The organism is Promicromonospora sp. NFX87, from assembly GCF_048564965.1.
In the GTDB taxonomy this organism is placed as follows: Bacteria; Actinomycetota; Actinomycetes; order Actinomycetales; family Cellulomonadaceae; genus Promicromonospora.
The window spans coordinates 2,986,552-3,011,657 of sequence record NZ_CP183413.1; the positions used below are offsets into that span (position 1 = coordinate 2,986,552).

20 protein-coding genes are annotated in these 25,106 nt (G+C 72.9%); 11 read left to right on the forward strand and 9 right to left on the reverse strand.

Going from position 1 to position 25,106, the window contains the following annotated elements; all coding sequences use genetic code 11:
• Positions 1–37 precede the first annotated feature (37 nt).
• Positions 38–1,642, reverse strand: coding sequence for a CocE/NonD family hydrolase (locus ACNYC2_RS13370; RefSeq protein WP_419707488.1), 1,605 nt, complete (start codon positions 1,640–1,642; stop codon positions 38–40).
• The gene (locus ACNYC2_RS13375) at positions 1,639–2,268 is read right to left on the reverse strand and encodes a TetR/AcrR family transcriptional regulator (protein WP_419707489.1); all 630 of its coding nucleotides are present in this window, start codon (positions 2,266–2,268) and stop codon (positions 1,639–1,641) included. The genes ACNYC2_RS13370 and ACNYC2_RS13375 overlap by 4 nt, the downstream gene beginning before the upstream one ends.
• A 113-nt stretch (positions 2,269–2,381) precedes the next feature.
• Here ACNYC2_RS13375 and ACNYC2_RS13380 point away from each other — a divergent pair, with 113 nt between their 5' ends.
• Positions 2,382–3,551: an epoxide hydrolase family protein gene (locus ACNYC2_RS13380; protein WP_419707490.1), complete on the forward strand. Its 1,170-nt coding sequence runs from the start codon at positions 2,382–2,384 to the stop codon at positions 3,549–3,551.
• 56 nt (positions 3,552–3,607) lie between these two features.
• Positions 3,608–4,606, forward strand: coding sequence for an aldo/keto reductase (locus ACNYC2_RS13385; RefSeq protein WP_419707491.1), 999 nt, complete (start codon positions 3,608–3,610; stop codon positions 4,604–4,606).
• A gap of 25 nt (positions 4,607–4,631) precedes the next feature.
• Here the strand turns inward: ACNYC2_RS13385 and ACNYC2_RS13390 are convergent, their stop codons facing one another.
• The 7 genes from ACNYC2_RS13390 to ACNYC2_RS13420 form a co-directional block, all read right to left on the reverse strand.
• Entirely contained in the window at positions 4,632–6,149 is a 1,518-nt protein-coding gene (locus ACNYC2_RS13390; RefSeq protein ID WP_419707492.1) for an aldehyde dehydrogenase (NADP(+)), read from the reverse strand.
• Positions 6,150–6,216: 67 nt separating this feature from the next.
• On the reverse strand, positions 6,217–7,218 hold the full coding sequence (locus tag ACNYC2_RS13395) for a proline racemase family protein (protein WP_419707493.1): 1,002 nt from the start codon (positions 7,216–7,218) through the stop codon (positions 6,217–6,219).
• A gap of 75 nt (positions 7,219–7,293) precedes the next feature.
• Positions 7,294–8,211: a dihydrodipicolinate synthase family protein gene (locus ACNYC2_RS13400; RefSeq protein ID WP_419707494.1), complete on the reverse strand. Its 918-nt coding sequence runs from the start codon at positions 8,209–8,211 to the stop codon at positions 7,294–7,296.
• A complete protein-coding gene (locus tag ACNYC2_RS13405; protein WP_419707495.1) occupies positions 8,208–9,668 on the reverse strand; it encodes an FAD-dependent oxidoreductase in 1,461 nt (486 codons plus the stop codon). Before ACNYC2_RS13405 ends, ACNYC2_RS13400 begins: the two co-directional genes overlap by 4 nt.
• Positions 9,665–9,982 carry a (2Fe-2S)-binding protein gene (locus ACNYC2_RS13410; protein ID WP_419707496.1) on the reverse strand — a complete coding sequence of 106 codons (318 nt, stop codon included), beginning with the start codon at positions 9,980–9,982 and terminating at the stop codon, positions 9,665–9,667. The genes ACNYC2_RS13405 and ACNYC2_RS13410 overlap by 4 nt, the downstream gene beginning before the upstream one ends.
• Positions 9,979–11,154 (reverse strand): NAD(P)/FAD-dependent oxidoreductase, encoded by a 1,176-nt coding sequence (locus tag ACNYC2_RS13415; protein WP_419707497.1) that lies wholly within the window; start codon positions 11,152–11,154, stop codon positions 9,979–9,981. Before ACNYC2_RS13415 ends, ACNYC2_RS13410 begins: the two co-directional genes overlap by 4 nt.
• A gap of 96 nt (positions 11,155–11,250) precedes the next feature.
• The gene (locus tag ACNYC2_RS13420; protein ID WP_357506185.1) at positions 11,251–11,931 is read right to left on the reverse strand and encodes a GntR family transcriptional regulator; all 681 of its coding nucleotides are present in this window, start codon (positions 11,929–11,931) and stop codon (positions 11,251–11,253) included.
• A 238-nt stretch (positions 11,932–12,169) separates the two neighbouring features.
• Between ACNYC2_RS13420 and ACNYC2_RS13425 the strand changes: the two genes are divergently transcribed.
• The 9 genes from ACNYC2_RS13425 to ACNYC2_RS13465 all read left to right on the forward strand — a co-directional run bounded on the left by ACNYC2_RS13425 (position 12,170) and on the right by ACNYC2_RS13465 (position 25,086).
• Positions 12,170–14,068, forward strand: a complete 1,899-nt coding sequence (locus tag ACNYC2_RS13425; protein ID WP_419707498.1) for a glycoside hydrolase family 127 protein — start codon at positions 12,170–12,172, stop codon at positions 14,066–14,068.
• 89 nt (positions 14,069–14,157) lie between these two features.
• On the forward strand, positions 14,158–15,864 hold the full coding sequence (locus ACNYC2_RS13430; protein ID WP_419707499.1) for an ABC transporter substrate-binding protein: 1,707 nt from the start codon (positions 14,158–14,160) through the stop codon (positions 15,862–15,864).
• A gap of 4 nt (positions 15,865–15,868) precedes the next feature.
• Positions 15,869–16,804 (forward strand): ABC transporter permease, encoded by a 936-nt coding sequence (locus ACNYC2_RS13435; RefSeq protein WP_419707500.1) that lies wholly within the window; start codon positions 15,869–15,871, stop codon positions 16,802–16,804.
• Complete coding sequence (locus tag ACNYC2_RS13440; RefSeq protein ID WP_419707501.1) at positions 16,804–17,796, forward strand: ABC transporter permease; 993 nt, start codon at positions 16,804–16,806, stop codon at positions 17,794–17,796. Before ACNYC2_RS13435 ends, ACNYC2_RS13440 begins: the two co-directional genes overlap by 1 nt.
• Positions 17,793–18,677, forward strand: coding sequence for an ABC transporter ATP-binding protein (locus tag ACNYC2_RS13445; protein WP_419707502.1), 885 nt, complete (start codon positions 17,793–17,795; stop codon positions 18,675–18,677). The genes ACNYC2_RS13440 and ACNYC2_RS13445 overlap by 4 nt, the downstream gene beginning before the upstream one ends.
• Complete coding sequence (locus ACNYC2_RS13450) at positions 18,674–19,537, forward strand: ATP-binding cassette domain-containing protein (RefSeq protein ID WP_419707503.1); 864 nt, start codon at positions 18,674–18,676, stop codon at positions 19,535–19,537. The genes ACNYC2_RS13445 and ACNYC2_RS13450 overlap by 4 nt, the downstream gene beginning before the upstream one ends.
• Positions 19,534–20,874: an alpha/beta fold hydrolase gene (locus ACNYC2_RS13455; RefSeq protein WP_419707504.1), complete on the forward strand. Its 1,341-nt coding sequence runs from the start codon at positions 19,534–19,536 to the stop codon at positions 20,872–20,874. The genes ACNYC2_RS13450 and ACNYC2_RS13455 overlap by 4 nt, the downstream gene beginning before the upstream one ends.
• Positions 20,871–22,319 carry an aminopeptidase P family protein gene (locus ACNYC2_RS13460; protein WP_419707505.1) on the forward strand — a complete coding sequence of 483 codons (1,449 nt, stop codon included), beginning with the start codon at positions 20,871–20,873 and terminating at the stop codon, positions 22,317–22,319. The genes ACNYC2_RS13455 and ACNYC2_RS13460 overlap by 4 nt, the downstream gene beginning before the upstream one ends.
• A complete protein-coding gene (locus ACNYC2_RS13465) occupies positions 22,312–25,086 on the forward strand; it encodes a beta-L-arabinofuranosidase domain-containing protein (RefSeq protein WP_419707506.1) in 2,775 nt (924 codons plus the stop codon). Before ACNYC2_RS13460 ends, ACNYC2_RS13465 begins: the two co-directional genes overlap by 8 nt.
• Positions 25,087–25,106 lie beyond the last annotated feature (20 nt).

The window sequence follows — 25,106 nt, forward strand, 5'->3', positions numbered from 1 at the left end:
GCGGCCCCGGGACTGAACCGAGGCTGGGCAGGGACCGTCAGCGCGCCGACCGGACCGGCAGGATCACCGCCGAGGGGTGGCCCAGGTCGTGGTGGACGGCCTGGTCCGCGGCGAGGAGCGTCGTCGCGGACGCGAGGGGTTCACCGGTCCCGGTGTTGCGGGCGAAGCGCGGGAAGGCGCCGCTGGAGACCTGCACGCGGATGCGGTGACCGCGCTCGAACCGGTGCGCCGTCGGCCACAGGGTCACCGTGGCCTGCGACAGCTCGTCCGCGCCGGTCAGGCTGACCAGGCCGTCGCAGACGTTGAACGACCGGCCCTCTGCGTCGACGTCGCACAGCCGCACGAACACGTCGGCGTGCGCGAGGCTGGAGCGGAACCAGACCTCCGCGCTCACCTCGCCGACGACCTCGACGTCCTCCGCGAGCACCTCTGTCGTGTACGTCAGGACGTCCGGCCGGGCCTCCAGGGCGCCGTTCTCGACGCGGCCGCCGCTGCTGATGCTGATACCTCCGGCCGCCGGGGTCGGGTCCGCGGGGTCGTACCGGTACTCGTCGGGGGCGGACGGCGTCGGCGGGTCCGCCGCGAGCCCGCCGCCGGCCTGGAGGTGGAACCGCTGCGGCTCGTAGCCGGCGGGCGGCCAGCTCTCGAAGTCGCGCCACTCGTCCTGACCCATCACGAACAGCCGCACCGGCGCGCGCTCGGCCGGCTCCTCGCCGCGGGCGTACGCCAGGCCGAAACCGAGGGCCTCGGACGTCGCGGCCGCCGGCTCCGTATGCGTCCACGGGCCCACGGTGAGGCGGGCGGTCCGGCCGGCGTCCTGCAGGATCGTGAAGTCCCGGAGCTGCCCCGGCAGGAAGACGTCGTACCAGCCGGCGACCGAGCTGACGGGAACGCTCGTGGCCGCGACGCGGTGGGTGTGGTCGAGGCGGTCCCAGTGCGGGTCGGCGGCGTCGTGCGCCAGGACGTCCTGGACGTACTGCGACCGCGCACCCGTCGCCGCGACGTCGAACCCGCTCAGCGGCAGGGTGCTCAACGCGCGGGCGGTCTTCTTGGTCTGGGCGTTCATGCGCAGCAGCCTGAGGGGCCGCTCCTGGGTGGCGACCATGGCGCCCCACTCGAGCGGCAGCTCCAGGGACCGGCCGTCGGCGCGCAGGAACTCCTTGGTCAGCGCCGACTCGGTGACCACGGGGATCATCGCCTTGACCTGCGCCGGCAGGCTGTCGGCCACCGCCCACTGCACCATGCCCATGTAGCTCATCCCGAACAGGACCAGCGCCTCGCCGAACCAGGGTTCCTCGACCACCCAGTCCAGCGTGTCCAGCCCGTCCTCGCGCTCCTGGCGCAGCGGATCCATGACGCCGCCGGAGCCGAAGCTGCCGCGGGCGCTCTGGATCAGCACCTGGTAGCCGCGCTCCGCCAACGGCCGGGCCATGATCGTGCCGAACACGCCCGAGCGCCCGTACGGGCTGCGGATCAGCGCGGTGGGCAGGCCCTCGCCGCCCTCCCGCGGTGCCCAGCGGTCGGCCAGCAGGTCGACGCCGTCCCGCATCGGGACGCGCAGGTTCCTCTCGACCCGGAGCCGCCGGGTCTGCGGGTCCGGAAGCTTCTGCCGGCGTTGCAACACGTGACTGATGAGGCTCATCGGCCGGACTCCTTGGTCTTGGTGGCGGTGACCTGACCCAGCGCCGCTGTGAAGATGCCGGCCAGGCCGATCATCCGGTCGGCGAGGTCCTCCGGGTCGAGCGGCTCGTCGCCCGTGGTGACCCACGCGTTGACGATGCTCGCGCTGCCCCCGGTCACGAACACCGTGAGGTCCTCGATCTGCTGGGGGTCGAACATGCCGGCGAAGCGCTCGTGGAGCGCGCGCCGGTTCACCGCGCCGAACAGTCCGCCGAGCGCCTCGGTCAGCGCTGAGGCGCTGGAGCTGTTCAGCATCGCGCGGTAGAAGACACGGTGCTGCGCGAAGTGGCGCGTCATGAGGAGCACCTGATCCCGGGCGTCTGCCTCTGGGTCGCCCTCGGCGAGCCAAGGCATCAGCTCGGTCCGGATCAGGTCCAGCGCGGCCTCCAGCAGCAACGTGTCCCGGTCGCCGAAGTGCTGATAGACGATCTGCCGGCTCACGTCGGCGGCGGCCGCGATGTCGGAGAGCGGCACGGCGGCCGTGCCCCGCTCCGTCACGAGCGCGACGGCGGCCCGGGTGAGCGCCGCGCGCGACCGCCGCACGCGCCGGTCCTTGACGGGCGCCGACGGACCCAGGTCGAGCTTCATGCCGCTGATCATAGACAGGTGTCAATTATTGAACAAGCGTCTGCTGCTGAGGATGCCACCCGGGGGCCTCATCGCCGTCGCCTCACAACGACCGTCCACGTAAAGTGAGGTCCGTGCCGGACACCCCTGCTGCCCCCGAGCCGTTCGCCCCTCGGACGGCCCCCGAGGCGATCGAAGACCTCCGTGCGCGGCTGCGGGCGACCCGCTGGCCCGACGCTCCCGAGGACGCCGGATGGTCCCTCGGCACCGACCTCGACTACCTCCGCGAGCTGGTCGCCTACTGGGCGGACGGGTTCGACTGGCCGGCGCAGGAGGCCGCGCTCGCCCGGCTCCCCCGGTTCCGCACCCAGGTCGGCGGGCTCGGGATCCACTTCGTGCACGCCCGCGCCGCGGCTCCGGCCGGCCCGGTGCTTCCCCTGGTCCTCTGCCACGGCTGGCCGGACTCGTTCTGGCGGTACTCCAAGGTCGTCTCGGTCCTGACGGACCCGGGCTCGCACGGCGCCGACCCGGCCGACGCATTCGACGTGGTCGTCCCCGACATGCCTGGCTTCGGGTACTCGGACCGGCCGACCGGGCCGCCGCTGAATTCCGTCGCCGTCGCCGGGCTCTGGGCCGAGCTCATGCGGACCCTCGGCTACGAGCGGTTCGGCGCCGCGGGCGGGGACATGGGCAGCCACGTGAGCCGCTACCTCGCGCTCGACCACCCGGACCGGGTCGCCGCGGTGCACCGCACGGACGGTGGCCTGCCCGTCTTCGCCGGTGACCCCGCAACTCTCACCGCCGCAGAGCGGGCATGGTTCGCCGAGGCCGCGACGTGGGGCGCGACCGAGGGTGCCTACGGCGCGATCCATCGCACCAAGCCCCAGACCGTCGCCGCGGCGCTCAACGACTCCCCTGCCGGCCTGGCCGCCTGGATCGTCGAGAAGCTCCAGTCGTGGAGCGACGGCGGCGTCGAGCGCTACACCCGGGACGAGATCCTCACCAACATCACCATCTACTGGTTCACGGGCACCATCGCCTCGTCCATGCGGATGTACAACGCGAACTCGGCCATCCCCGCCGAGCAGCTCACCCGCCGGGTCGAGGTGCCGTCCGGGTTCTCGGTGTTCCGCGGCGACGTCGTCCGCCCGCCGCGGGCCTGGCTCGAGCGCACCACCAACACGGTCCGCGTGACGGAACCCGAGCGGGGCGGGCACTTCGCAGCGTTCGAGGAGCCCGAGCTCTACGCACAGGAGCTGCGCGACTTCTTCCGCCCGTACCGCGGCGAGAGCGGCCCTGCCTGACGCCTGCGCGTCGGGCACGGGCCGCCCGATCCGACCGACCGACCGAGGAGTCACTGATGCAGACACGAACACTGGGATCCGGGACGAGCAGCCTCGAGGTCTCGGCCATCGGGCTGGGCTGCATGGGCATGAGCCAGGGCTACGGCCCCAACCCGGGAACCCGCGAGGAGATGATCGCGGTCCTGCGCGGCGCGGTCGACCGCGGGATCACTCTCTTCGACACGGCCGAGGCGTACGGCCCGTTCGTCAACGAGGAGCTGGTCGGCGAGGCACTCGCCCCGGTGCGTGACCAGGTGGTCATCGCCACGAAGTTCGGCTTCAAGCTCGACGAGGAGGGCCGGAGCGTCGGGACCGACAGTCGCCCCGAGCACATCCGGGAGGTGGCCGACGCCGCGCTGCGCCGCCTCGGCACGGACGTGATCGACCTCTTCTACCAGCACCGCGTCGACCCGCAGGTCCCGATCGAGGACGTCGCGGGTACGGTCGCCGAGCTGATCCAGGCCGGCAAGGTGCGCCGGTTCGGGCTGTCCGAGGCGGGGACCGACACCATCCGCCGCGCGCACGCGGTCCAGCCCGTCACCGCGCTGCAGAGCGAGTACTCGTTGTGGACCCGGGACCCCGAGCCCGAGATCCTGCCGACGCTCGAGGAGCTCGGCATCGGGTTCGTCCCGTTCAGCCCGCTCGGCAGGGGGTTCCTGACGGGCGCGCTGACCTCGGCAACCCAGCTCGCCGAGGGCGACATGCGCACCGGGCTCCCCCGCTTCAAGGCGGAGAACCGCGACGCCAACCAGGCGTTCGTCGAGCTGCTCGACGCCGTCGCGGCCCGCAAGGGCTGCACGACCGCGCAGGTGGCGCTCGCCTGGCTGCTCGCCCAGAAGCCGTGGATCGTCCCGATCCCCGGGACCCGCCGGACGAGCCGTCTCGAGGAGAACATCGGCGCCGCCGACGTCGAGCTCACCGCCGCCGACCTGGCCGAGATCTCGGCCGGCGCCGAGAAGATCCAGGTCAGCGGCGAGCGTTATACCGAGGCGATGCTCCGCATGACGGGGCTGTAGGTCCGCTGCTGATCGGCTGGGCCGGTCACCAGAGCGACGACTCGCCGCGCGCGGCGACGGTCCGGGGCACGTCCCACGGGTTGTCGTCGCGCAGCGGCGGGGGCAGCAGCTCCTGCGGGGCGTCCTGGAAGGCGACCCCGCGCAGGAAGCGCCCGATCGCCGCCGTGCCGACGGACGTCCCGTCGGTCGTCGTGGCCGGCCACGGCCCGCCGTGCTGCATCGCCGGGGTGACAGCCACGCCCGTCGGCCAGCCGCCGAGCAGGATCCGGCCGGCGTGCCGCGCCAGCCGGGCCACGAGGCCTGCCCACTCCCCATCTGTCTCTCCGGAGCCCAGGTGCAGGGTCAGCGTGAGGTTGCCCGGGAACAGCTCGGCGACCGCCGCGGCCAGCTCGGCCATCAGCTCACCGGTCGAGCGTGCACCCACCGGGTACTCCACGATCACGGAGAACGGCCCGAACACCTCGTCGAGGAGAGCCGGACCGGCGCTCCGGAGCAGGTCGAGCGGGACGGCGACGAACGTCGGCGTCACCCAGGCCTGTCCGTCCGCGTCGCGTCGGGACCCGCCGGCGTGCACGACCCGCACGCCGTCGACTCCGAGCACCTGCCCGACCCGCCGCTCGTACCCGTCCGCGATCGACGGGTTCAGCAGCCGGTGCTCCGGCACCAGCGCCGCGGCGGTGACCACTACGTCGTCGTACCGGGTGCCCTCGGGGACGAGGAGGAAGCCGGGCTTGGTGCAGAGCTGGCCCGCCGAACCGGACACGCTCGCCACGTACCCCGCGAGCAGGTCGTCCGACCGCTCGCGGAGCGCCTCGGGCGAGACGAGCACCGGGTTGACGCTGCCCAGCTCGCCGAAGAACGGGATCGGGTCGGGCCGCGCGGCGGCCCGGGCGGCCAGCAGCTGCCCCACCCGCTGCGACCCGGTGAACGCGGCGGCTCGCACCGCCGGGTGCTCGACCAGCGCGATCCCGGCCTCCTGCGAGGTGACGAGCTGCAGCGTCGCCTCCGGCAGGCCGGCCCCGGCCAGCGCGGCCGAGACCAGCTCCGCCACCCGCTCGGACAGCAGCGGGTGCCCGGGATGCGCCTTGACGATCACGGGGCAGCCCGCCGCGAGCGCCGCGGCCGTGTCCCCGCCGGCGACGGAGAACGCGAACGGGAAGTTGCTCGCCGCGAAGTTCAGCACGGGTCCGACGGGCCAGAGGCTGCGGCGCAGGTCGGGCCGGGGGCCGAGGACGAAGTCAGGGTCTGCCTCGTCGAGGCGTACGTCGAGGTAGGCGCCGTCGGCGACGACCTGCGCGAACAGGCGCAGCTGCACCCCCGTGCGCTTGAGCTCGCCGCGCAGGCGGGCCTCGGCGAGGCCGGTCTCCTCCTGGGCGATGGCGACCAGCTCGTCCGTGTGGTCGGCCAGGGCGGCGGCGGCCCTGCGCAGACCCTCGGCGCGGATGTCGGGCGCCGTGCGGGAGAGCTCGTCGAAGGCGTCGGCGGCCCGGCGGGCGACGTCGTCGACGGTGCGGTCGAGGTCGGGTGCCGCGGTGGCGGTCATGGGTCGGCTCCTCAGCGGGTGGCGGGATCGGGCGGGCGGGTCGAGCAGACAGGTCAAGCAGGCAGAGTCAGAAGACGAAGCCCGTCGGGAACGGGTCGCTGGGGTCGAGCACGTAGTTGGCGGTCCCGGTCACCCAGGCACGCCCGGTGATGGTCGGGACGACGGCGGGCACGCCCGCGACGTCGGTCTCCGCGACCAGGCGGCCGACGAACCGGCTGCCGATGAACGACTCGTTGACGAAGTCGGTGTCCAGGGCGAGCTCGCCGCGGGCCCAGAGCTCGGCCATGCGGGCCGACGTCCCGGTGCCGCAGGGCGACCGGTCGAACCAGCCCGGGTAGATGGCCATGGCGTGTCGGGAGTGCCGCGCGTCGGAGCCCGGGGCGATCAGCTCGACGTGGTGGCAGCCCTCCACGCCGTCGAGCGAGGGGTGCTTCGGCATGGCGGTCTCGTTGATCGCGTCCATGATCGCGAGCCCGGCGGTGAGCAGGTCCTGCTGACGCGCCCGGTCGAAGGGCAGGCCGAGATCGTCGAGGTCGACGAGCGCGTAGAAGTTGCCGCCGAACGCCATCGAGTACGGGACCGTTCCGTAGCCGGGCACCTCGATCACCTGGTCGAGCGCCGTCACGAAGCTCGGCACGTTCTCGATGGTCACGGCGTCGGCGTGGCCGTCGCTGACGGCCACCCTGGCGACGACGAGCCCGGCGGGCGTGTCGAGCCGGATCTCGGTGACCGGCTCGACGACGTCGACCATGCCCGTCTCGACCAGGACCGTCGCCACGCCGATGGTCCCGTGCCCGCACATGGGCAGGCAGCCGGACACCTCGATGTAGACGACGCCCCAGTCGCAGTCGGGCCGGGTCGGCGGCTGGAGGATGGCGCCGCTCATCGCGGCGTGCCCCCGCGGCTCGTTCATGAGGAACAGCCGCAGGTCGTCCATGTGCTCCATGAAGTACAGCCGCCGGTCGTTCATGGTGTCCCCGGGTATGACCCCGACACCCCCGGTCACGACCCGCGTGGGCATCCCCTCGGTATGCGAGTCGACGGCACTAATGGTCCGACTGGTACGCATGCTCTCTCTCCTTGGTCCGTTGAGTGCTGGGTATTTGCCCTGTCGAATCCTTTCGAAGGGACAGATACCCAGCACTCAGCGCGAGGCGATGTAGGTGAGGGCCGACTCCGTGTCCTTGCGGACCTGGGCCTCGTGCTCTGCCGTCAGCGGGCCGCGCGGCGGGCGGGTGGGGCCACCGTAGCTCTGTCCGGTGATGTCGATCGAGAGCTTGATCGCCTGCACGAACTCGGTGCGGGAGTCCCAGCGGAACGCCGGCACGAGGTGCTTGTACAGCTCGCGGGCCTCGGCGATCTTGCCCTCGGTGACCAGGGTGTAGATCTCGACCGCCTCGCGCGGGAACGCGTTCGGGTAGCCGGCGAACCAGCCCGTGGCGCCCGCCACCAGCGACTCGAAGAGCAGGTCGTCGGCGCCGGCGATGACGTCGAGGTCGGGGGCCAGCTCCTTGATCTCCAGCACGCGCCGCACGTCGCCCGAGAACTCCTTGACGGCGACCACGTTCTCCAGCTGGGCGAGCTCGGCGAGGAGGTCGGGCGTGAGGTCAACCTTCGTGTCGATCGGGTTGTTGTAGATCATGATCGGCAGGCCGACCTCGTTGACGGCGGCGTAGTGGGCGATCACCTCGGACCGGTTCGCGCGGTAGAGGGTGGGCGGCAGCAGCAGGACGGCGTCCGCGCCGTCCTCCTTCGCGAGCTCTGCCCAGTGCCTGGCCTGGTGCGAGCCGACGCCGTGCACGCCGGCCACGACGAGCCCCCGGTCGCCGACCGTCGCGACGGCGGTCTGCACGACCTTGCGGCGCTCGTCGTCGGTGAGGGACGAGTACTCGCCGAGCGAGCCGTTCGGGCCGACGCCGCGGCAGCCGTTGTCGATCAGGAACTCGCAGTGCGCGGCGAACCGCTCGTAGTCGACGGCGAGCCCGGCCGGCGCGGACGCGTCCGGCTTGAAGGCGAGGGTGGTAGCGACGATCACGCCGCCGAGGTCAAAACGCTGGTTCATGTCCGGTCTCCTCCGGGTTGGGATGCTGATGCTGTGGGTCGGGAAGTTGTGGGCAGGGCCGCGAGGTCACCGAGGCGGACGGGGACGACGAACGGACGGCGGTCCACGGTCGGCGCCGCGGCAGCCGCAGCCTCCGGGCCGGCCAGGAGCTCCTGGAGGGTCCGGCCGCACATCCGCGCCTGGCACGGGCCGAGCCCGGCGCGGCTGGTGAGCTTCACGGAGCGCGGCTCGCGCGATCCGGTCAGCTCGGCGACCTCGCGCACGCGTCCGTAGGTGGTCTCCTCGCAGCGGCAGACGACGGTGTCGTCACGCAGCCAGCCGGTCCAGCCACCGCGGATCCCGTGTGCCGCCTCGATGCGCGCCGCGAAGCCGCGCGCCCGGGTGCGTGCCCGGCCGGCCGCGCGGGCCGCTCCGGTGCCGGTGTCGCCGCCTGCCGCCGCAGTCCCGGCCACCGTGCCCTCGGCCAGTGCCGCGTCGGCGCCACCGATGCCGGTGACCTCGCCGGCGGCCCACACCCCGGGCACGGACGTGGCCTGACGGTCGTCGACCACCACGAACCGGCTCGGCGTGAGGTCGCACCCGGCGGCGATCGCCAGCTCCAGGCGCGGCGTGAAGCCGTGGCTGACGCACACCGCGTCAGCCTCGACGCGCCGCTCGGTCCCGGCGACCGGTGCCCAGCGCTCGTCGAGGCGCGCCACGGTCACCGCCTCGACCCGCCCGTCGCCGTGCGCGGCCACCACCGCCTCGCCGGGCCGCCACGGCACGCGGTGGCGCACCAGGTCGCGGACGTACCCGGCCAGCTCGCCCGCCTTGCCCGCGGCCCCGGCCAGCTCCCACGGCCGGTCCAGCCAGCCGCGGGCGAGGGATCCGAGCCGGCCCGCCTCGTGCACGCCGACGACGTCGGCGCCGGTCTGCAGCAGGGACGACGCGACGGGCAGCAGGAACGGCCCGGCCCCGGCGACGACGACGCGCCGTCCGACCGCCACCCGCTCTCCCTTCGCCAGCGCCTGCGCCGCACCCGCGGAGTAGACGCCGGGCAGCTGCCAGCCGGGGAACGGCAGGGTGCGGTCGTGGGCGCCGGTGGCGAGCACCAGCGCGTCCGGTTCGAGCACGAGCGGCTCGCGCCCGACGCCGTCGGGCTCCCCGATCAGGACGTTGAGCCGGATGCCGGAGTCGAGCCGTTCGAGCGACCAGACCTGGGCCGAGGGCAGCACCGTCACGTCCCGGTGCGCCCGCAGGGCACCGTCGAGCTCACCGAAGGTCGCCCACCTGTGGTGCAGCAGGCCCTCCCGGCCGGCCGGACGTTCCGCCGGCAGGTGGCGCCAGTACTGTCCGCCGAGCCCGTCGGCGGCGTCGAGCAGCGTGACCCGCGCACCCGCGGTTCCGGCGGCTCGCGCGGCGGCGAGCCCGGCCGGGCCCGCGCCGACGACGACCACGTGTCTCGTCGCGCCGCTCATCGAGGTTCCCCCGGTCCGCCCTGCCGGGTCACGACGTCGCCGTCCTGCGCACGCCGCAGGCAGGCACGCACGTCCCGCAGGCCGTTGACCTCGACGAGGCAGTCGAAGCACACGCCGATCCCGCAGAACACGCCGCGCGGCGCCCCGCCCGTCGTGGTGGTGCGCCACTCGCGCCGTCCGGCACCCAGCAGCACGCCGGCGATCGTCTGACCGGCCGTCCCGGTGACGGGCTCGCCGTCCACGACGACGGTCAGCGGCCGGTCGGCGCCCGGCCGGGCGGGATCGCGCTCGGCGGGCACGCGGTACGAGGTCATGGTCGGATCTCCAGGAGCGTCTGCCGGTCGGCGGCGTACGGGCGGGGGTCCACGGGCGGCTCGAACCCGAGCAGCTGCGCGGCGAGCAGGTCGCCGGTCGCGGGAGCCAGGCCGACGCCGGCGCCCTCGTGGCCCGTCGCGAACCACAGCCCGGCACGAGCGGGGTCCGGGCCGATCACCGGCAGGTGGTCGGGCATGTACGGGCGAAAGCCCAGGTAGGACCGCATGACCTGGGTACGCGCCAGGAACGGGAACACCGCCACCGCGCGCCGCGCCATCTCGGCGGGCACCTCGGCGCGGAAGCGCTCGTCGAACCCGACCTGCTCGCGGCTGGACCCGATCAGCACCGTCCCGCCGCGTGTGGACTCGATGACGGCGGAGGTCTGCAGCTCGGCGCCCGCCGACTGCGTCGCGGCGAAGTAGTCGCCGTCGTAGACCTTGTGCCGGATCCGCTGGGGCATGGGCGTGGTCACGAGCACCATCCCGCGGCGGGGCCGCACGGGGAGCCAGGAGCCGAGCCGTTCGGCGACCTCCGCCGACCAGGGACCGGCCGCCACGACGACGGCGCCCGCGGCCACCTCCCCCTGTGACGTGACGACGCCGGCGAGAGAGCCGTCGGCCCTGAGCAGCGGGCCGGTCACCTCGACGCCGGTGCGGACCTCCGCCCCGGCGCGACGCGCGGACGCGAGCAGCGCCTCGGCGGCCGCGACGGGCTGCAGCTGGGCGTCCTGCGGGTAGTGGACGGCGCCCACGACGCCGGGCGCCAGGTCGGGTTCGAGCTCGCGCGCCTCCTCGGCGGTCACCTCGACCGCGTCGACGCCGGACGCCCGCTGCGCCTCGGCGAACCGGCGCAGTCCGGCCAGACCGTCGGCGGAGGTGACGACGACCAGGCCACCCTTGGGCTCGTGCTCGACGGAGGGGAACCGGGGCCCGAGCTCGTCGGCCAGCTCGTCCGCGAGCGCGACCCACCGGCGCAGCGACACCTTGGCGAGCTCCAGCTCCGGGCCGGGACCCTTGTCGGAGACCAGCAGGTTGCCCTCGCCGTGGGCGCTGGTCGCGGCGGCGGCCGCCCCGCGGTCGAGCACGGTCACCCGGGCGCCGGCCCGGGCGAGGGCTCGCGCGCAGGCCGCGCCGACTATCCCGGCGCCGACGATCACGACGTCCGCTGCCACATCCACCCCCTCGATCAGTTCGTTTTCTGCGGTTCAAAGAGCTCGGCGGTCTCGACAGGCTCGACCAACGACGGCGCTCGACGAGCGACGACGGCGTCAGTCCTCCGGCTTGCCCGCCCACGTGCCGAGCGAGTGCCCGATGTGCCGCTCCATCAGTGCTTTGGCGCCCGGTCCGTCGCCGGCGGCGAGCAGGTCGAGCAGCTCGTGGTGCTCCTGGGCCGAGCTGGCGAGCGTGCCGCTCGCGACCATCGTCGACAGCCCGAGCAGGCGGGCCCGGTCGCGCAGGTCGGCGACGATCTCGCCGGCCACGGGGTTGCCCAGCAGGCCCATGAGCCGCAGGTGGAACGTCTGGTCCGCCTGCAGGTACGCGACCAGGTCGCCGGTGCGCGCGCCCTCGACGATCTCGTCGGCCAGCGCGCGGAACTCCGCGAGCTGCCCGACGGGGAAGGACTTGGCCAGCCGTTCCATCCAGACCGGCTCGATCACGAGCCGGACGGCGGCGACGTGCCGCAGGGTCTGGTCGCTCACGCGGGTGACACGGAACCCCTTGTTGCGGACCGCCTCCAGGAACCCGCGCCGCTCCAGGTCCAGCACCGCCTCGCGCACCGGCGTCGCCGACACGTCGAACCGCGCGGCGAGCGTCGGCACGGAGACGAGCTCCCCGGGTTCGAGCTCACCGGCGACGATCGCCGCCACGAGGGCGCGGTGGACCTGCTCGCGCAGGCTCGCGACCGGCGGTAGACGACGGACCGACGGGGTGGGTGTTGTTGCGCTCATGCTGCACTCCTGGGTGGTCAGGCAACGCTAGTAGTATATTACACGGGATGCGAACCCCGTCGTCAATGGCGCCTGAGGGTACCTGAGGCAGTGCGGGCCGGCCGGGAGGTAGCGGCCGGGAACGGCCAGGAGAAGCCGAAACGCGTCGTTTACATTCACCCCATCGACACCGCCGCCGTCGATCAGTAGAATATCACGCATCACATACCTCTGATCAAGGAACCAAGGGCGGAGGACGATGCGGAACGACACCAGGACAGGGGCGCAGCAGCGCGCGGCCCGGGTAGCGCTCACCGATGGCCTGCTGGGCCGGTGGCAGCAGCGCAACACCGGCGCGACGCTCCCCCACGTCGTCGAGCAGGTACGGGCCTCCGGCGTCCTCGACAACTTCCGTCGGATCGCCGAGCAGACCGGCGGGCCGTTCCGCGGCGGGTACCCGTTCATGGACACCGACGTCTACAAGACGCTGGAGGCGGCCGCGTACGAGCTGGCCCGCGTGCCCGAGGACGCAGCAGTGCGCGCCTTCTACGAGGAGGCCGTGTCCCTCGTCGAGCGCGCGCAGGCCGACGACGGGTACCTGTCGACGTTCCACCAGGGCCCCGACACGTCGGTCCCGCCGTGGACCGACCTGGCCGGCGGGCACGAGCTGTACAACCTCGGCCACCTGATCCAGGGCGCACTCGCCGCCACGCGCGGGCTGGGCGACGACCGGCTGCTCGCGGTCGCCCGCCGGTTCGCGGACCTCGTGGTGGACCGGTTCGGCGAGGACGGCCGCGCGGAGTACTGCGGCCACCCGCAGATCGAGGCGGCGCTCGTCGAGCTGTACCGCGAGACGGGACACGAGCCGTACCTGCGCCAAGCCGAGCTGTTCGTCGAGCGGCGCGGCTCCGGGCTCTTCGCCAAGGCGCCGTTCGGGCCCGCGTACTACGCGGACCACGCGCCGCTGCGCGACCTGGACACGGTGACCGGGCACGCCGTGCGCATGGTCTACCTGGCGGCCGGCGCCACCGACGTCGCCATCGAGCGCGGCGACACGGCGCGGATCGACCACCTGCTCCGCCTGTGGGAGGACATGGTGCGCACCAAGTCCTACGTCACGGGCGGGATCGGGTCGCGGCACTCGGACGAGGCGTTCGGCGACCGGTACGAGCTGCCGTCCGAACGCGCCTACGCCGAGACCTGCGCCGCCATCGGCACCATGCAGTGGGGCTGGCGGCTGTTCCTGGCCACCGGGAGCGCCGCCGTCCTGGACCACGTCGAGCGCGTCCTCTACAACGGGTTCGCCGCGGGCGTCTCGCTGGACGGCACCCGCTTCTTCTACGACAACCCGCTGCAGCGCCGTCCCGACCACACCGACGGGCGGCCGGTCGATCCGGCGGAGCCGCTGCGCCGCCGATGGTTCGGCTGCGCCTGCTGTCCGCCCAACGCGACGCGCTGGATCAGCGCGCTCCAGGACCACGTGGCGCTCGAGAAGCCGGACGGCCTGACGATCGCGCTGCTCACCGCGTGCCGTGTGCGTTCCGCCGTGCTCTCGGTCGACGTCGTGACCGACTACCCCTGGGACGGTCGCGTCACGGTCACCGTGCTCGACGCCCGCGACGAGCCGTCGACGCTGACCCTCCGCATCCCCGGCTGGGCGACGACGCCGCGGGTCACCGTCGACGGCGAGCCGGTGACCGAAGCGGTCGACGCCGCAGCCACGGACGGCTGGCTGCACCTGACCGACGTGTGGCGGCCGGGCCAGGAGATCGTGCTCGACCTGCCGATGCGCCCGGCGCTCGTCGTCTCGCACCCCGCCGTCGACGCGACCCGCGGCGCCGTCGCCGCCGTGCGCGGGCCGGTCGTGCACTGCCTGGAGCAGGCCGACTCCCCCGCGCCCGTCGACGAGCTCGTCGTGCACGCCGTGGGTGACGCGCCACCGCCGTCCGACGATCCGCTGCCCGGCGACCTCGTGCTGCGGCATGCCCTGACCGCCCACGTGAGCCGGCGGCCCGCGCCGTCGGACGACCCGTACCCGGCCGCGAACCGGACCGACCCATCTACCTCGTCGACGACGACGCAGGTACCGCTGGTGCCCTACCACCTCTGGGCGAACCGCGAACCCGGGGCGATGCGGGTCTGGCTCCGGCACACCTGACCGGACCGACCCGCCCGTGGGCTCCTGCCCGCACGCCCCTACCCGTACGACCCTCGACGCTCCGGCGTCATCAACCGAGAGGCCACATCGTGAAGCTCCATCGGATAACGACAGCCGTCCTCGCTGCCGCCACGACCCTCGCCCTCGCCGCCTGCGGCGGCGGCGCCCCGGCCGACTCCTCCGGGGGTGGCGGGTTCACGGCGGAGCCCGCGGTGGGCGGCACCGTGCACGTCCTGCAGACCGCCGACTTCTCGTACCTCGACCCGGCCCGCGGCTGGGACGGCGGCGTGAACAACTTCTACCGCCTCGTCTACCGGCAGCTCACGACGTCGGCGCCCGGCTCGTCCGAGAACCCGACGGAGATCGTCCCGGACCTCGCCGAGAGCCTCGGCGAGGCGTCCGACGACGGCCTGACCTGGACCTACACGCTCAAGGACGGGCTCAAGTTCGACAACGGCGACCCGATCACGTCGGCCGAGGTCAAGTTCGGCATCTCCCGGGCCTGGGACCCCGAGCTCGGCATCGGCTCGCCGTACCTCAAGCAGGTCATCGACGCCCCGGAGGACTACGAGGGCCCGTACAAGAGCGGCGACCTGCCGACCATCGAGACGCCCGACGACAAGACAATCGTCTTCCACCTCATCAAGCCGTTCCCCGAGTTCGACGCCGTGCTCTCCCAGGTGAACGCGACGCCGTTCCCCGTCGACAGCGGCGCGGGCGACGAGTTCATCCACGAGATCATCGCCTCGGGACCGTACAAGCTGGCCGAGTACGTGCCGGGCAGCACCATCAAGCTGACACGCAACGAGAGCTGGGACCCGGCCACGGACGAGGTGCGCGCCGCCAAGCCGGACGCCTGGGAGTTCACCATCGGCCTGGACCCGGCCACCATCGACGAGCGGCTCATCGCCGGGCAGGGCGCCGACGTCAACGCGATCGCGGGCAACATCCAGCCCGCCACGCTCCCGCGCCTGCAGACGCCGCAACTCAAGGAACGCGTCCTGGAGTTCCCCGGCATCTGCACCACGTACATGGGCCTGAACACCACCAAGAAGCACCTGGACGACGTCCGCGTCCGGCAGGCGATCAGCTACGCGATCGACCGCACCACCATCGTGAACGCGAGCGGCGGCACGCAGCTCGGTGACCCGTCCACGACGATCCTGCCGCCGTCGGTCGCGGGCCACAAGGACTTCGACCTCTACCCCTCCGAGGACGGCACGGGCGACGTCGAGGCCGCCAAGAAGCTGCTGGACGAAGCGGGCCTGTCCGACGGGTTCACCATGACCCTCGACATCCGCGCCCAGGAGTCCATGCAGGCCCAGGCCGAGGCCGTCCAGCAGGCGCTCGAGCGGGTGGGCATCACCGTCGAGCTCAACCTGATCGACACCTCCACCTACTACGAGACCATCGGCACCCCGTCCCAGCAGCACGACGCCGCCATCACCGGCTGGTGCCCGGACTGGGCCTCGTCGGCCGCGACGTTCATCCCGCCGCTGTTCGACGGCCGCAACATCTACGACAAGGGCAACGGCAACATCGCCCAGATCAACGACCCGGAGATCAACGAGCGGATCGACGAGATCGGGGCGATGACGGACATCGACGCCGCCAACGAGCAGTGGGGCGACCTCGACGAGCAGATCCTCGAGCTGGCCCCGGTCGTCCCGCTCATGGTCGCCAAGGGCGTCATGCTGCCGGGCGAGAACGTGACCGGCCTGTTCTCCTCGGCGAACGCCGCGACCGGCGGCATCGACTACGTCGGCGTCGGTCTCAAGGACCCCGAGAAGGGCTGACCCGATGATGCCGTCCCAGACGGACCTCACGGCCGGCACCGTCGCGCAGAGCGACGGTGCCGGCGGGACCTGGCAGACCCTGCGCCGCGACGTCGGCGCGATGCTCGGCCTCGGCTACATCGCCCTGGTCACGCTCGTCGCGGTCTTCGCGCCCGTGCTCACGTCGATCAGCGGCTGGACGCCGTACGAGTTCGACCAGAGCGCCATCGACCCCAACCTCGGTGGCATGCCGATCGGGGCGTGGGGCGGTATGGGCGCCGAGCACTGGCTCGGCGTCGAGCCGGGCAGCGGGCGCGACATCTTCGCGCGCATCGTCTACGGCGCGCGGGTCTCGATGAGCATCGCGCTGTCGGCGACCGCGCTGACCACCGTGCTGGGTGTGTCGCTCGGGCTCGTGGCGGGCTACTTCGGCGGGCGGGTGGACCTCGTCATCTCGCGCGTCATGGACTTCCTCATGGCCTTCCCGGCGCTGATCTTCATGATCGCCGTGCTCTCCGCCCTGCCGGCGGGCAACCGGTCGGCGCTGCTCGTGGTCGTGATCTCGGTCTTCGGCTGGCCCTACCTGGCGCGCATCGTGCGCGGGCAGACCATGTCGCTCGCGCAGCGCGAGTTCGTCGAGGCGGCCCGGGCGGCCGGGGCCAGCGGCACGCGCATCGTGTTCCGCGAGATCCTGCCGAACCTGCGCTCGACGATCATCGTGATGGCGACCCTCGCGGTGCCCGGCTACATCGGCACCGAGGCGGGCCTGTCGTTCCTCGGCGTCGGCGTCGTGCCACCCGCCCCGAGCTGGGGGCAGATGATCGCGGCCTCCGTGAAGTGGTACGCCGTCGACCCCGCGTACTTCGTGGTGCCGGGCGTGTGCCTGTTCCTGCTCGTGCTCTCGTTCACCGTGCTCGGTGACCGGCTGCGCGCCGTCGTCGACGCCCAGGAGGGTCGCTGATGCTCCGGTTCCTCGTCACGCGCATCGCGTCGGGTCTCGTGGTCCTGCTGCTGGTGTGCCTGTTCACCTATCTCATCTTCTTCGCGCTCTCGCCGGACCCTGCGGTGCAGATCTGCGGCAAGAACTGCACGCCCGAGGTGATCGACCAGATCCGCGGCAACCTCGGGCTGGACCAGCCCTTCTGGACGCAGTTCCTGCTGTTCGTCGTCGGCATCTTCGCGGGCCGCACCTACGGCGAGGGCGCGAGCGCCGTCGACTGCGCGGCGCCGTGCCTCGGCTACTCGTTCCAGTCCAGCCAGGCGGTCTGGGACATGATCGTGCAGCGGCTGCCCGTCTCCGCGACGATCGCCATCGGCGCCGCGGTGCTGTGGCTGCTCGCGGGAGTGGTCGGCGGCCTGCTCAGCGCCGTCAAGGAGGGCACGTTCCTCGACCGGTTCACCACCGGGCTGACGCTGACGAGCATGTCGATCCCCAACTACGTGCTCGCCCTAGTGCTGCAGTACGTGCTGGTGGTCCAGCTCCAGTGGCTGCCGTTCCCCCAGGCGGTCGCCTTCGCGGACGACCCCGTGCAGTGGTTCCTCAACTTCGTGATGCCGTGGATAGTTCTCGCGATCGGGTACGCGGCCGCCTACACGCGGCTGACCCGGGCGAACGTGCTGGACGTGCTGCGCGAGAACTACGTGCGGACCGCCTACGCGAAGGGGCTGCCGCAGTCGCTGATCTGGCGACGGCACGCCCTGCGGCCGGCCCTGACGCCGGTGGTGACCATCTTCGGCATGGACTTCGCCGGGCTGCTCGGCGGCGCGCTCATCACCGAGACGGTCTTCGGGATCAACGGCGTCGGCAAGATGGCCGCCGACTCCATCGCCCGCAACGACCAGCCGGTGATCATGGGCGTCACGCTGCTGGCCGGGTTCCTCGTCGTCGTCGGAAACATAGTGGTCGACGTCGTGTACAGCGCCATCGACCCGAGAGTGCGGGTGAACGCATGACCGAGACACGCTCCGAAGCGCTCCTCCAGGTGCGCGACCTCACGGTCACCTTCCAGACGCCGCGCGGCCCGCTCGACGCCGTCCGCTCGCTGGACCTGGACCTGGAGCCCGGCGGCGCGCTGGGCATCGTCGGTGAGTCCGGCTCCGGCAAGTCCATGACCAGCCTCGCGATCATGGGCCTGCAGCCCAGGGCCGCGCGGCGCACGGGCAGCGTGAAGCTGCGCGGGCAGGAGCTGGTCGGGATGTCCGAAGCCGACCTGCGGCGTGTGCGCGGCGACCGCATCGCCATGGTGTTCCAGGACCCGCTGTCCTCGCTGAACCCGTACTACACGGTCGGGCTGCAGATCGAGGAGGCGTACCGCGCCCACCGTCCCGGCGTGACCCGCCGGGAGGCGCGCAAGGTGGCGATCGCGGCCCTGGAACGGGTACACATCCGGGACGCCGCGGTGCGGGTGGACCACTACCCGCACCAGTTCTCGGGCGGGATGCGCCAGCGCGTGATGATCGCGATGGCGCTCAGCACCGAGCCCGAGCTGCTGATCGCGGACGAGCCGACCACGGCGCTCGACGTCACCGTGCAGGCCCAGATCCTGGACCTGCTGCAGGAGATCCGCCGCGAGACCGGCACCGGCCTGGTGCTGATCACGCACGACCTGGCGGTGGTCAGCGAGATCACCGACCACATAGTCGTCATGAAGGACGGCGTGTGCGTCGAGCGGGGCGCCGTCGAGCAGATCTTCACCAGCCCGCAGCACCCGTACACCCAGGCGCTGCTCGACGCCGTCCCGCGCATCGACGACGAGATCGGCGAGCTGCGCGCGGTGGCGCCGGGCTCCGCCGTCGTCCCCGAGCACGCCCCCACGAACGGAGGTGCCGCATGAGCGAGCCGCTCCTGAGAGCCACCAACCTGGTCAAGGAGTTCCCGGTGCTGGGCACCGGCGGCCTGCTGCGTCCCCCGGAGCGGTTCCGGGCCGTCGACGACGTCAGCTTCGAGCTCCGCGCGGGTGAGACGCTCGCCCTGGTGGGCGAGTCCGGCTCGGGCAAGTCGACGACCGCGCGGCTCGCCGCGCGCCTGCTGGACGTCACGTCCGGCACCGTGGAGCTCGACGGCGAGGACGTCACGACGCTCAGGCGGTCCGCGCTGAACCGCTTCCGCAGCGAGGTGCAGGTCGTCTTCCAGGACCCGTACTCCTCGCTCAACCCGCGGCACACCGTCGAGCGGATCGTCACCGCTCCCCTGGTCTACCAGGGGCGGCCGGTCCCGGGCGGCGCCCGCGCGTTCACGCGCGCGCTCATGGAGCGGGTCGGGCTCGACCCCGATCACTCGCAGAAGTATCCGGCGCAGTTCTCCGGCGGGCAGGCGCAGCGCATCGGGATCGCCCGCGCGCTCGCCGTCGGGCCGCGTGTGGTGGTGTGCGACGAGGCGGTCTCGGCGCTCGACGTGTCGGTCCAGGCGCAGGTCATCAACCTGCTGCGGGACCTGCAGCGCGAGGAGGGGCTGACGTACCTGTTCATCGCGCACGACCTCGCGGTGGTGCGGCAGATCGCCACGCGGGTCGCGGTGATGACGCAGGGGCAGATCGTCGAGGAGGGCGACCGGGACGGTGTGTTCGGCGCGCCCCGGCACGAGTACACGCGCAAGCTGCTCGACGCCGTCCCGCGGATCCGCCCCGAGTGGGAGCGGCAGCGACGGGCGAACGCCGCCCGGACGTCCGGGGCCCGGTCGGGAGCGCAGGCATGAGCGCGGTCGCGAGCACGAGCGGCGTCTCCGGTACGAGCGCGGGCAGCGGATCCGGCTGGACGTCGTACCTGCTGCCCGGTATCGGCGTCCGCGAGCGCCATCTCGTCGTGCCGCTCGACCGGTCGGGCCGGCTGGCCGGGGAGGTGGAGCTGCTGGTCCGCGAGCTCGTGGACCCGACGCGGCGGGACGACGACCTGCCGCTGCTGGTGTACCTGCAAGGTGGCCCGGGCGGGGCGAACCCGCGCCCGCTGCGGCGGGACGGCTGGCTGGACGTGGCGCTGCGCGACTACCGAGTGGTGCTGGTGGACCAGCGTGGGACGGGTGGCAGCACGCCGCTGGACGGCGAGGTGCTGGCGGAGATGGGCGCGCGCGAAGGTGCCGACCTCCTGGCGTGCTTCCGCGCGGACTCGCTGGTCGCGGACCTGGAGGACGTGCGAGCCCAGATCTACGGCGGCCGGCCGTGGACGACCCTCGCGCAGAGCTTCGGCGGCTGGATCACGCTGACCTACCTCTCGGTCGCGCCCGAGGCACTGCGGGCCTGCTATATCGCGGGCGGGGTGCCCGGCACGCCGCCGTCGGCCGCCGAGGTGTACCGCCGGACGTTCGGCCGGGTGGCCGGCCGCACGCGCGAGTACTACGAGCGGTACCCGGCCGACGTCGGCGCGGTGGCGGCGATAGCGGACCGGCTCGCCGAGGGCGACGTCCTGCTGCCGGACGGCGACGTGCTGACCACCCACCGGTTCCAGTCGATGGGCATCGACCTGGGCATGAAGCCGGGGACGGAGCGCATGCACTGGTTCGTCGAGAAGGCGTTCGCGCGGCCGGGGCGGCTTTCCGCGGGGTTCCTGCAGGAGGCGATGGTGCGCACGTCGCAGGCGGACGGCCCGCTGTTCTGGACGTTGCAGGAGTCGATCTACGGGCACGGGGCCAACGGCCCGACGGGCTGGGCGGCGCAGGCCGAGCGGGACCGGCGTCCGGAGTTCGGCCCAGACCGCCGTCCGCTGCTGTTCACGGGTGAGATGGCCTTCCCGTGGATGTTCGACGAGATCCGGCTGCTGCGGCCGTTCGCGCCCGCGGTGCACGAGCTGGCGGCGCGCACGCAGTGGTCGCCGCTGTACGACCTGGACCGCCTGGCCGCCAACGAGGTGCCGGTCGCCGCGGTGGTCTATCACGACGACATGTTCGTCGACTCGGGCCTGCAGCTCGACACGCTCTCGCGCGTCGGGTCGTCCCAGGCGTGGGTGACCAACGAGTACGAGCACGACGGGATCGGCGACGGGCGCGTGCTGGAGCGCCTCCGTGAGCTGGTCCGCGACCGAGTAGGAGAGATTCGATGAGCACGAGCCACGGCACCAACCCAGGACGTCCCCCGTACGCGGGGACGCGTGCCCCCCGGCTGGTCGAGAGCGAGGCGTTCAACGCCCACATGGCACGCGGGTGGGGCGCCCCCGCCGTCGTCGTGCCGATGACGCCCGGGGCGCCCGCCGCCGCTGCCGAGCACCGCCGTCGGCTGTCGGAGCGGATCGGCGCGAGCGACGTCGTGGTGGGCGCGGGGCGCGCGAGCCTGCGCAACGGCGACGTGCAGTACGGGTTCCGCGCGGACAGCGACTTCGTCTGGCTCACCGGCGCGCAGGCCGAGGACGGCGTGCTCGTGCTGCGGGCGAGCGGCGGGAGCCACGACGCGACGCTCTACCTGCCGCCGCCGGCCAAGCCGGGCGACAGCGCGTTCTTCGGGAACGCGGCGTACGGCGAGCTCTGGGTCGGGCCGTCGCCGGACCTGGGCGACTGGGCGGAGGCGTTCGGCATCGCCGTCGAACCGCTGGCCGCGCTCGACGCGGTGCTGGACACCCTGGACGGGGCGCTCGCGTCGCCGTCCGTCGACGAGGAGCTGGTGCGCCGGTTCGGCCTGAAGCCGTCCGAGGACCTCGCCCGGGCGCTGTCGGACCTGCGGATGATCAAGGACGACTGGGAGATCGCGCAGCTGCGCGAGGCGGTCGACCACACGGTCACCGGCTTCGAGGCGGTCGTCGCGGAGCTGCCGCGCGCGGTCGGCGGGCTGGGCGAGCGCTGGCTGCAGGGCACGTTCGACCGGCACGCGCGCACGTTCGGCAACGGGCCCGGGTACACGACGATCGTCGGCTCCGGCCCGCACGCGCCGACCCTGCACTGGGTGCGCTGCGACGGCCCCGTGCTCCCCGACATGCCGCTGCTGCTCGACATGGGCGTCGAGGCGAACTCGCTGTACACGGCCGACGTGACGCGGACCATCGCGCCGTCCGGCAGCTTCAGCGCGCTGCAGCGGGACGTGCACGACCTGGTGGAGAAGGCGCACCGCGCGGGCATGGCGCAGATCCGGCCCGGCGTCGAGTACCTCGACTTCCACTTCGCCTCCATGGAGGTGATCGCGCAGGGCCTGCACGACTGGGGACTGCTGGACGTCTCGGTCGACGAGGCGCTGTCCCCCGGCGGGCAGCAGCACCGCCGCTGGCTGGTCTGCGGCATCGGCCACCACCTGGGCCTGGACGTGCACGACTGCGCACACTCCGACTACCCGACCTACCAGGCGGCGCCCCTGGAGCCGGGCGTCGTCATGACCGTCGAGCCCGGGCTGTACTTCCACGCGCACGACGAGACGGTGCCGCCCGAGCTGCGCGGGATCGGCGTCCGCCTGGAGGACGACCTGCTGGTCACCGCCGACGGCGCCGAGGTGCTCTCGGACGCCCTGCCGATCGACGCCGCGGGTATCGAGCGCTGGACCCAGGAGCGGATGCCGGATGCCTGAGCCGATCGCCGAACCGTTCCCGCTGGACGCCGTCTCGCTGAACGACAGCATCTTCACGCGGGCCCGGGACCAGATGCTGCACCTGGCGCACGCCTACCCCGTCGACCGGCTGCTCGCCGTCTTCCGCGCGAACGCAGGCCTCGACACGCGGGGCGCGCTGCCGCCCGGCGGGTGGGAGGACTTCGGCCACCCGGACGAGCAGGCCTGGGGACCCGACGAGTACCCGGGACGTGAGGCGGCACCCACGGCGAACCTGCTGCGCGGCCACTACGCGGGGCACTTCCTGTCCATGCTCGCGCTGGCCCACGCCGGTGCACCCGAGGCCGGCCTGAAGGCGGCGCTCAAGGGCAAGGTCGACGATATGGTCGAGGGCCTGCGGGAGGTCCAGGAGGCGCTCGCGGCATCGGGCCGCTACAGCCATCCGGGGTTTCTCGCGGCGTACGGCGAGTGGCAGTTCTCCCGGCTGGAAGGCCTGGCGCCGTACGGCGAGATCTGGGCGCCGTACTACACCTGCCACAAGATCATGGCGGGCCTGCTCGACGCGTACCGGCACGCGGGGTCGCGGACGGCGCTGGAGATCGCCGCCGGGATGGGGCGCTGGGTCCACGGCCGGCTGTCCGTCCTGTCCGCGGACCAGCGCAGGGACATGTGGGCCCTGTACATCGCGGGCGAGGCCGGCGGCATGAACGAGGTGCTGTGCGACCTCGCGGTCCTGACCGGCGACAAGCAGTTCGTCGAGACGGCCCGGCTCTTCGACCTGGACTCGCTGCTGGACGCGACGGCGTCGGGCCGGGACGTGCTGGACGGCATGCACGCCAACCAGCACGCCGCGACGCTGCTCGGCTACCTCTCGCTGCACGACCTGACGGGCGAGGCCCGCTACCTCGACGCCGTGGTCAACATCTGGGACATGCTCGTCCCGGGGCGCACGTACGCGCACGGGGGCTCCGGCGAGAACGAGCTGTGGGGTCCGGCGGGCGCCGTCGCGGGCGACATCGGCAACCGGAACGCCGAGACCTGCGTCACCTACAACATGCTCAAGCTCGCCCGTGCCCTGTTCGGGCGCACCGGTGACCCGCGGTACGCCGACTACTACGAGCGGGCGGTCACCAACCAGGTACTCGGCTCGCGGCACGACGTCGACTCGGACGACTCGCCCGAGGTCACGTACATGTTCCCGGTCAATCCGGGGGCGCTGCGCGAGTACGACAACGTCGGCACGTGCTGCGGCGGCACCGGGCTCGAGAACCACGTCAAGTACCAGGACTCCGTCTACTTCCGGTCGGTGCGGGGCGGCGAGCGCGCTCTCTGGGTGAACCTCTACGTGGCCTCCACGCTGCGGTGGGCCGAGCAGGACGTACGCCTCGTCCAGGAGACCGCGTACCCGCTGGAGGGCGGCAGCCGCCTGCTGGTCGACGCCACCGGCGACCTCGACCTCCGGCTGCGGGTTCCGGGCTGGGTCACTGGTGAGTTCGCCGTGACCGTCGACGGTTCGCCCGTGGCCGTGGACCCCGTCCCCGGGCAGTACGTCTCCCTGCGGCGGGACTGGGTGCCGGGCACGGTGGTCGAGATCAGGATGCCGCTGGCGCTGCGCGAGGTGCCGGCGCCCGACGACGCGTCCCTGGTGACGCTCGAGCTCGGGCCGACGGTGCTGCTGGCCCGCAGCGCCGCCACGACCTGGCTCCCGGTCGCCGCCGCGACCTGGCGGCGCCTGGACGGGACGCTCGACGCACCTCTGAACAGGGCCGACGACGGCACGTGGCGGCTGGGCGACCTCGTCCTGGAGCCCGCGTGGTCCGGGTCGGACGCGCGCTACCACATGTATCTGCGGCGGGCCGATGCCCGCATCGCGTTCGCGGGGGCGAGCGCGGGGCCGGACGCAGACACGGAACCGGCCGACTCGGGCGTGCCCAATGTCGCCAGGCGGGACGGCAGCACCTTCCTCGACGTCCTCTGGTCGGACGGCGGCTTCGCCTCCCGGCCCGAGTTCCTCCGTGCCGTGCTGCGCACCGCTCACGAGTTCGTCGGGCTGGGGCTGCTGAGCGCCGCCGAGGCGCGCGACGTCCTGCGGGCCGCCGCGCGCTCAGGTGTCGGACGGGACGCGGACTCTGACGCCCGCGGGACGGTTGGCGTGGCGGAGGCCGCACGTGAGGAGGTATCGCGTGAAGAGGTATCTCGTGAGGAGAGCGCACGTGAGGAAGCCGCACGTGAAGAAGCCGCTCTCCTGGCCGAGGCACCCACAGCCGCCTCGACCGGCTCGGCGCCCCGCGTCGAGGTCGTGCCGGCCACGGCGCCGAGCGTCACGGGCTGGTACCACCAGGCCGCCGACCTCACCGTCACCGCGCGCGCCGACGCCGGCGAGCCCACCGTCGAGGTCCGGGTCGGCGACGGGCCGTGGCAGCCGACCGGAACCGAACCGCTGCGGCTCGGCGACGGCGTGCACACCGTCACGGCGCGCGCCGTCGACTCCGAGGGGCGGGAACGGCACGTCGTCACCGAGGTCAGCGTCGACACCGCGCCGCCCGTGACCACCGCGACGGCCCGGCGCCTCGGCCCGCACGGCGTCGAGATCAACCTCGCCGCCACCGACGACGTCTCCGGCGTGGACAGCATCCGGTGGAAGGGACCGGACACGTTCTGGGCGACCTTCCGCGAACCGTTCACGCGCGCCCTGGGCGACGAGCCGCAGGTCATCGAGTTCACCGCCACCGACCGGGCGGGCAACGAGGAGCCTGTGCGGACCCTCGAGCTCCCGCCCGCCGGCTGACCGCGACGCGAGACAACTCG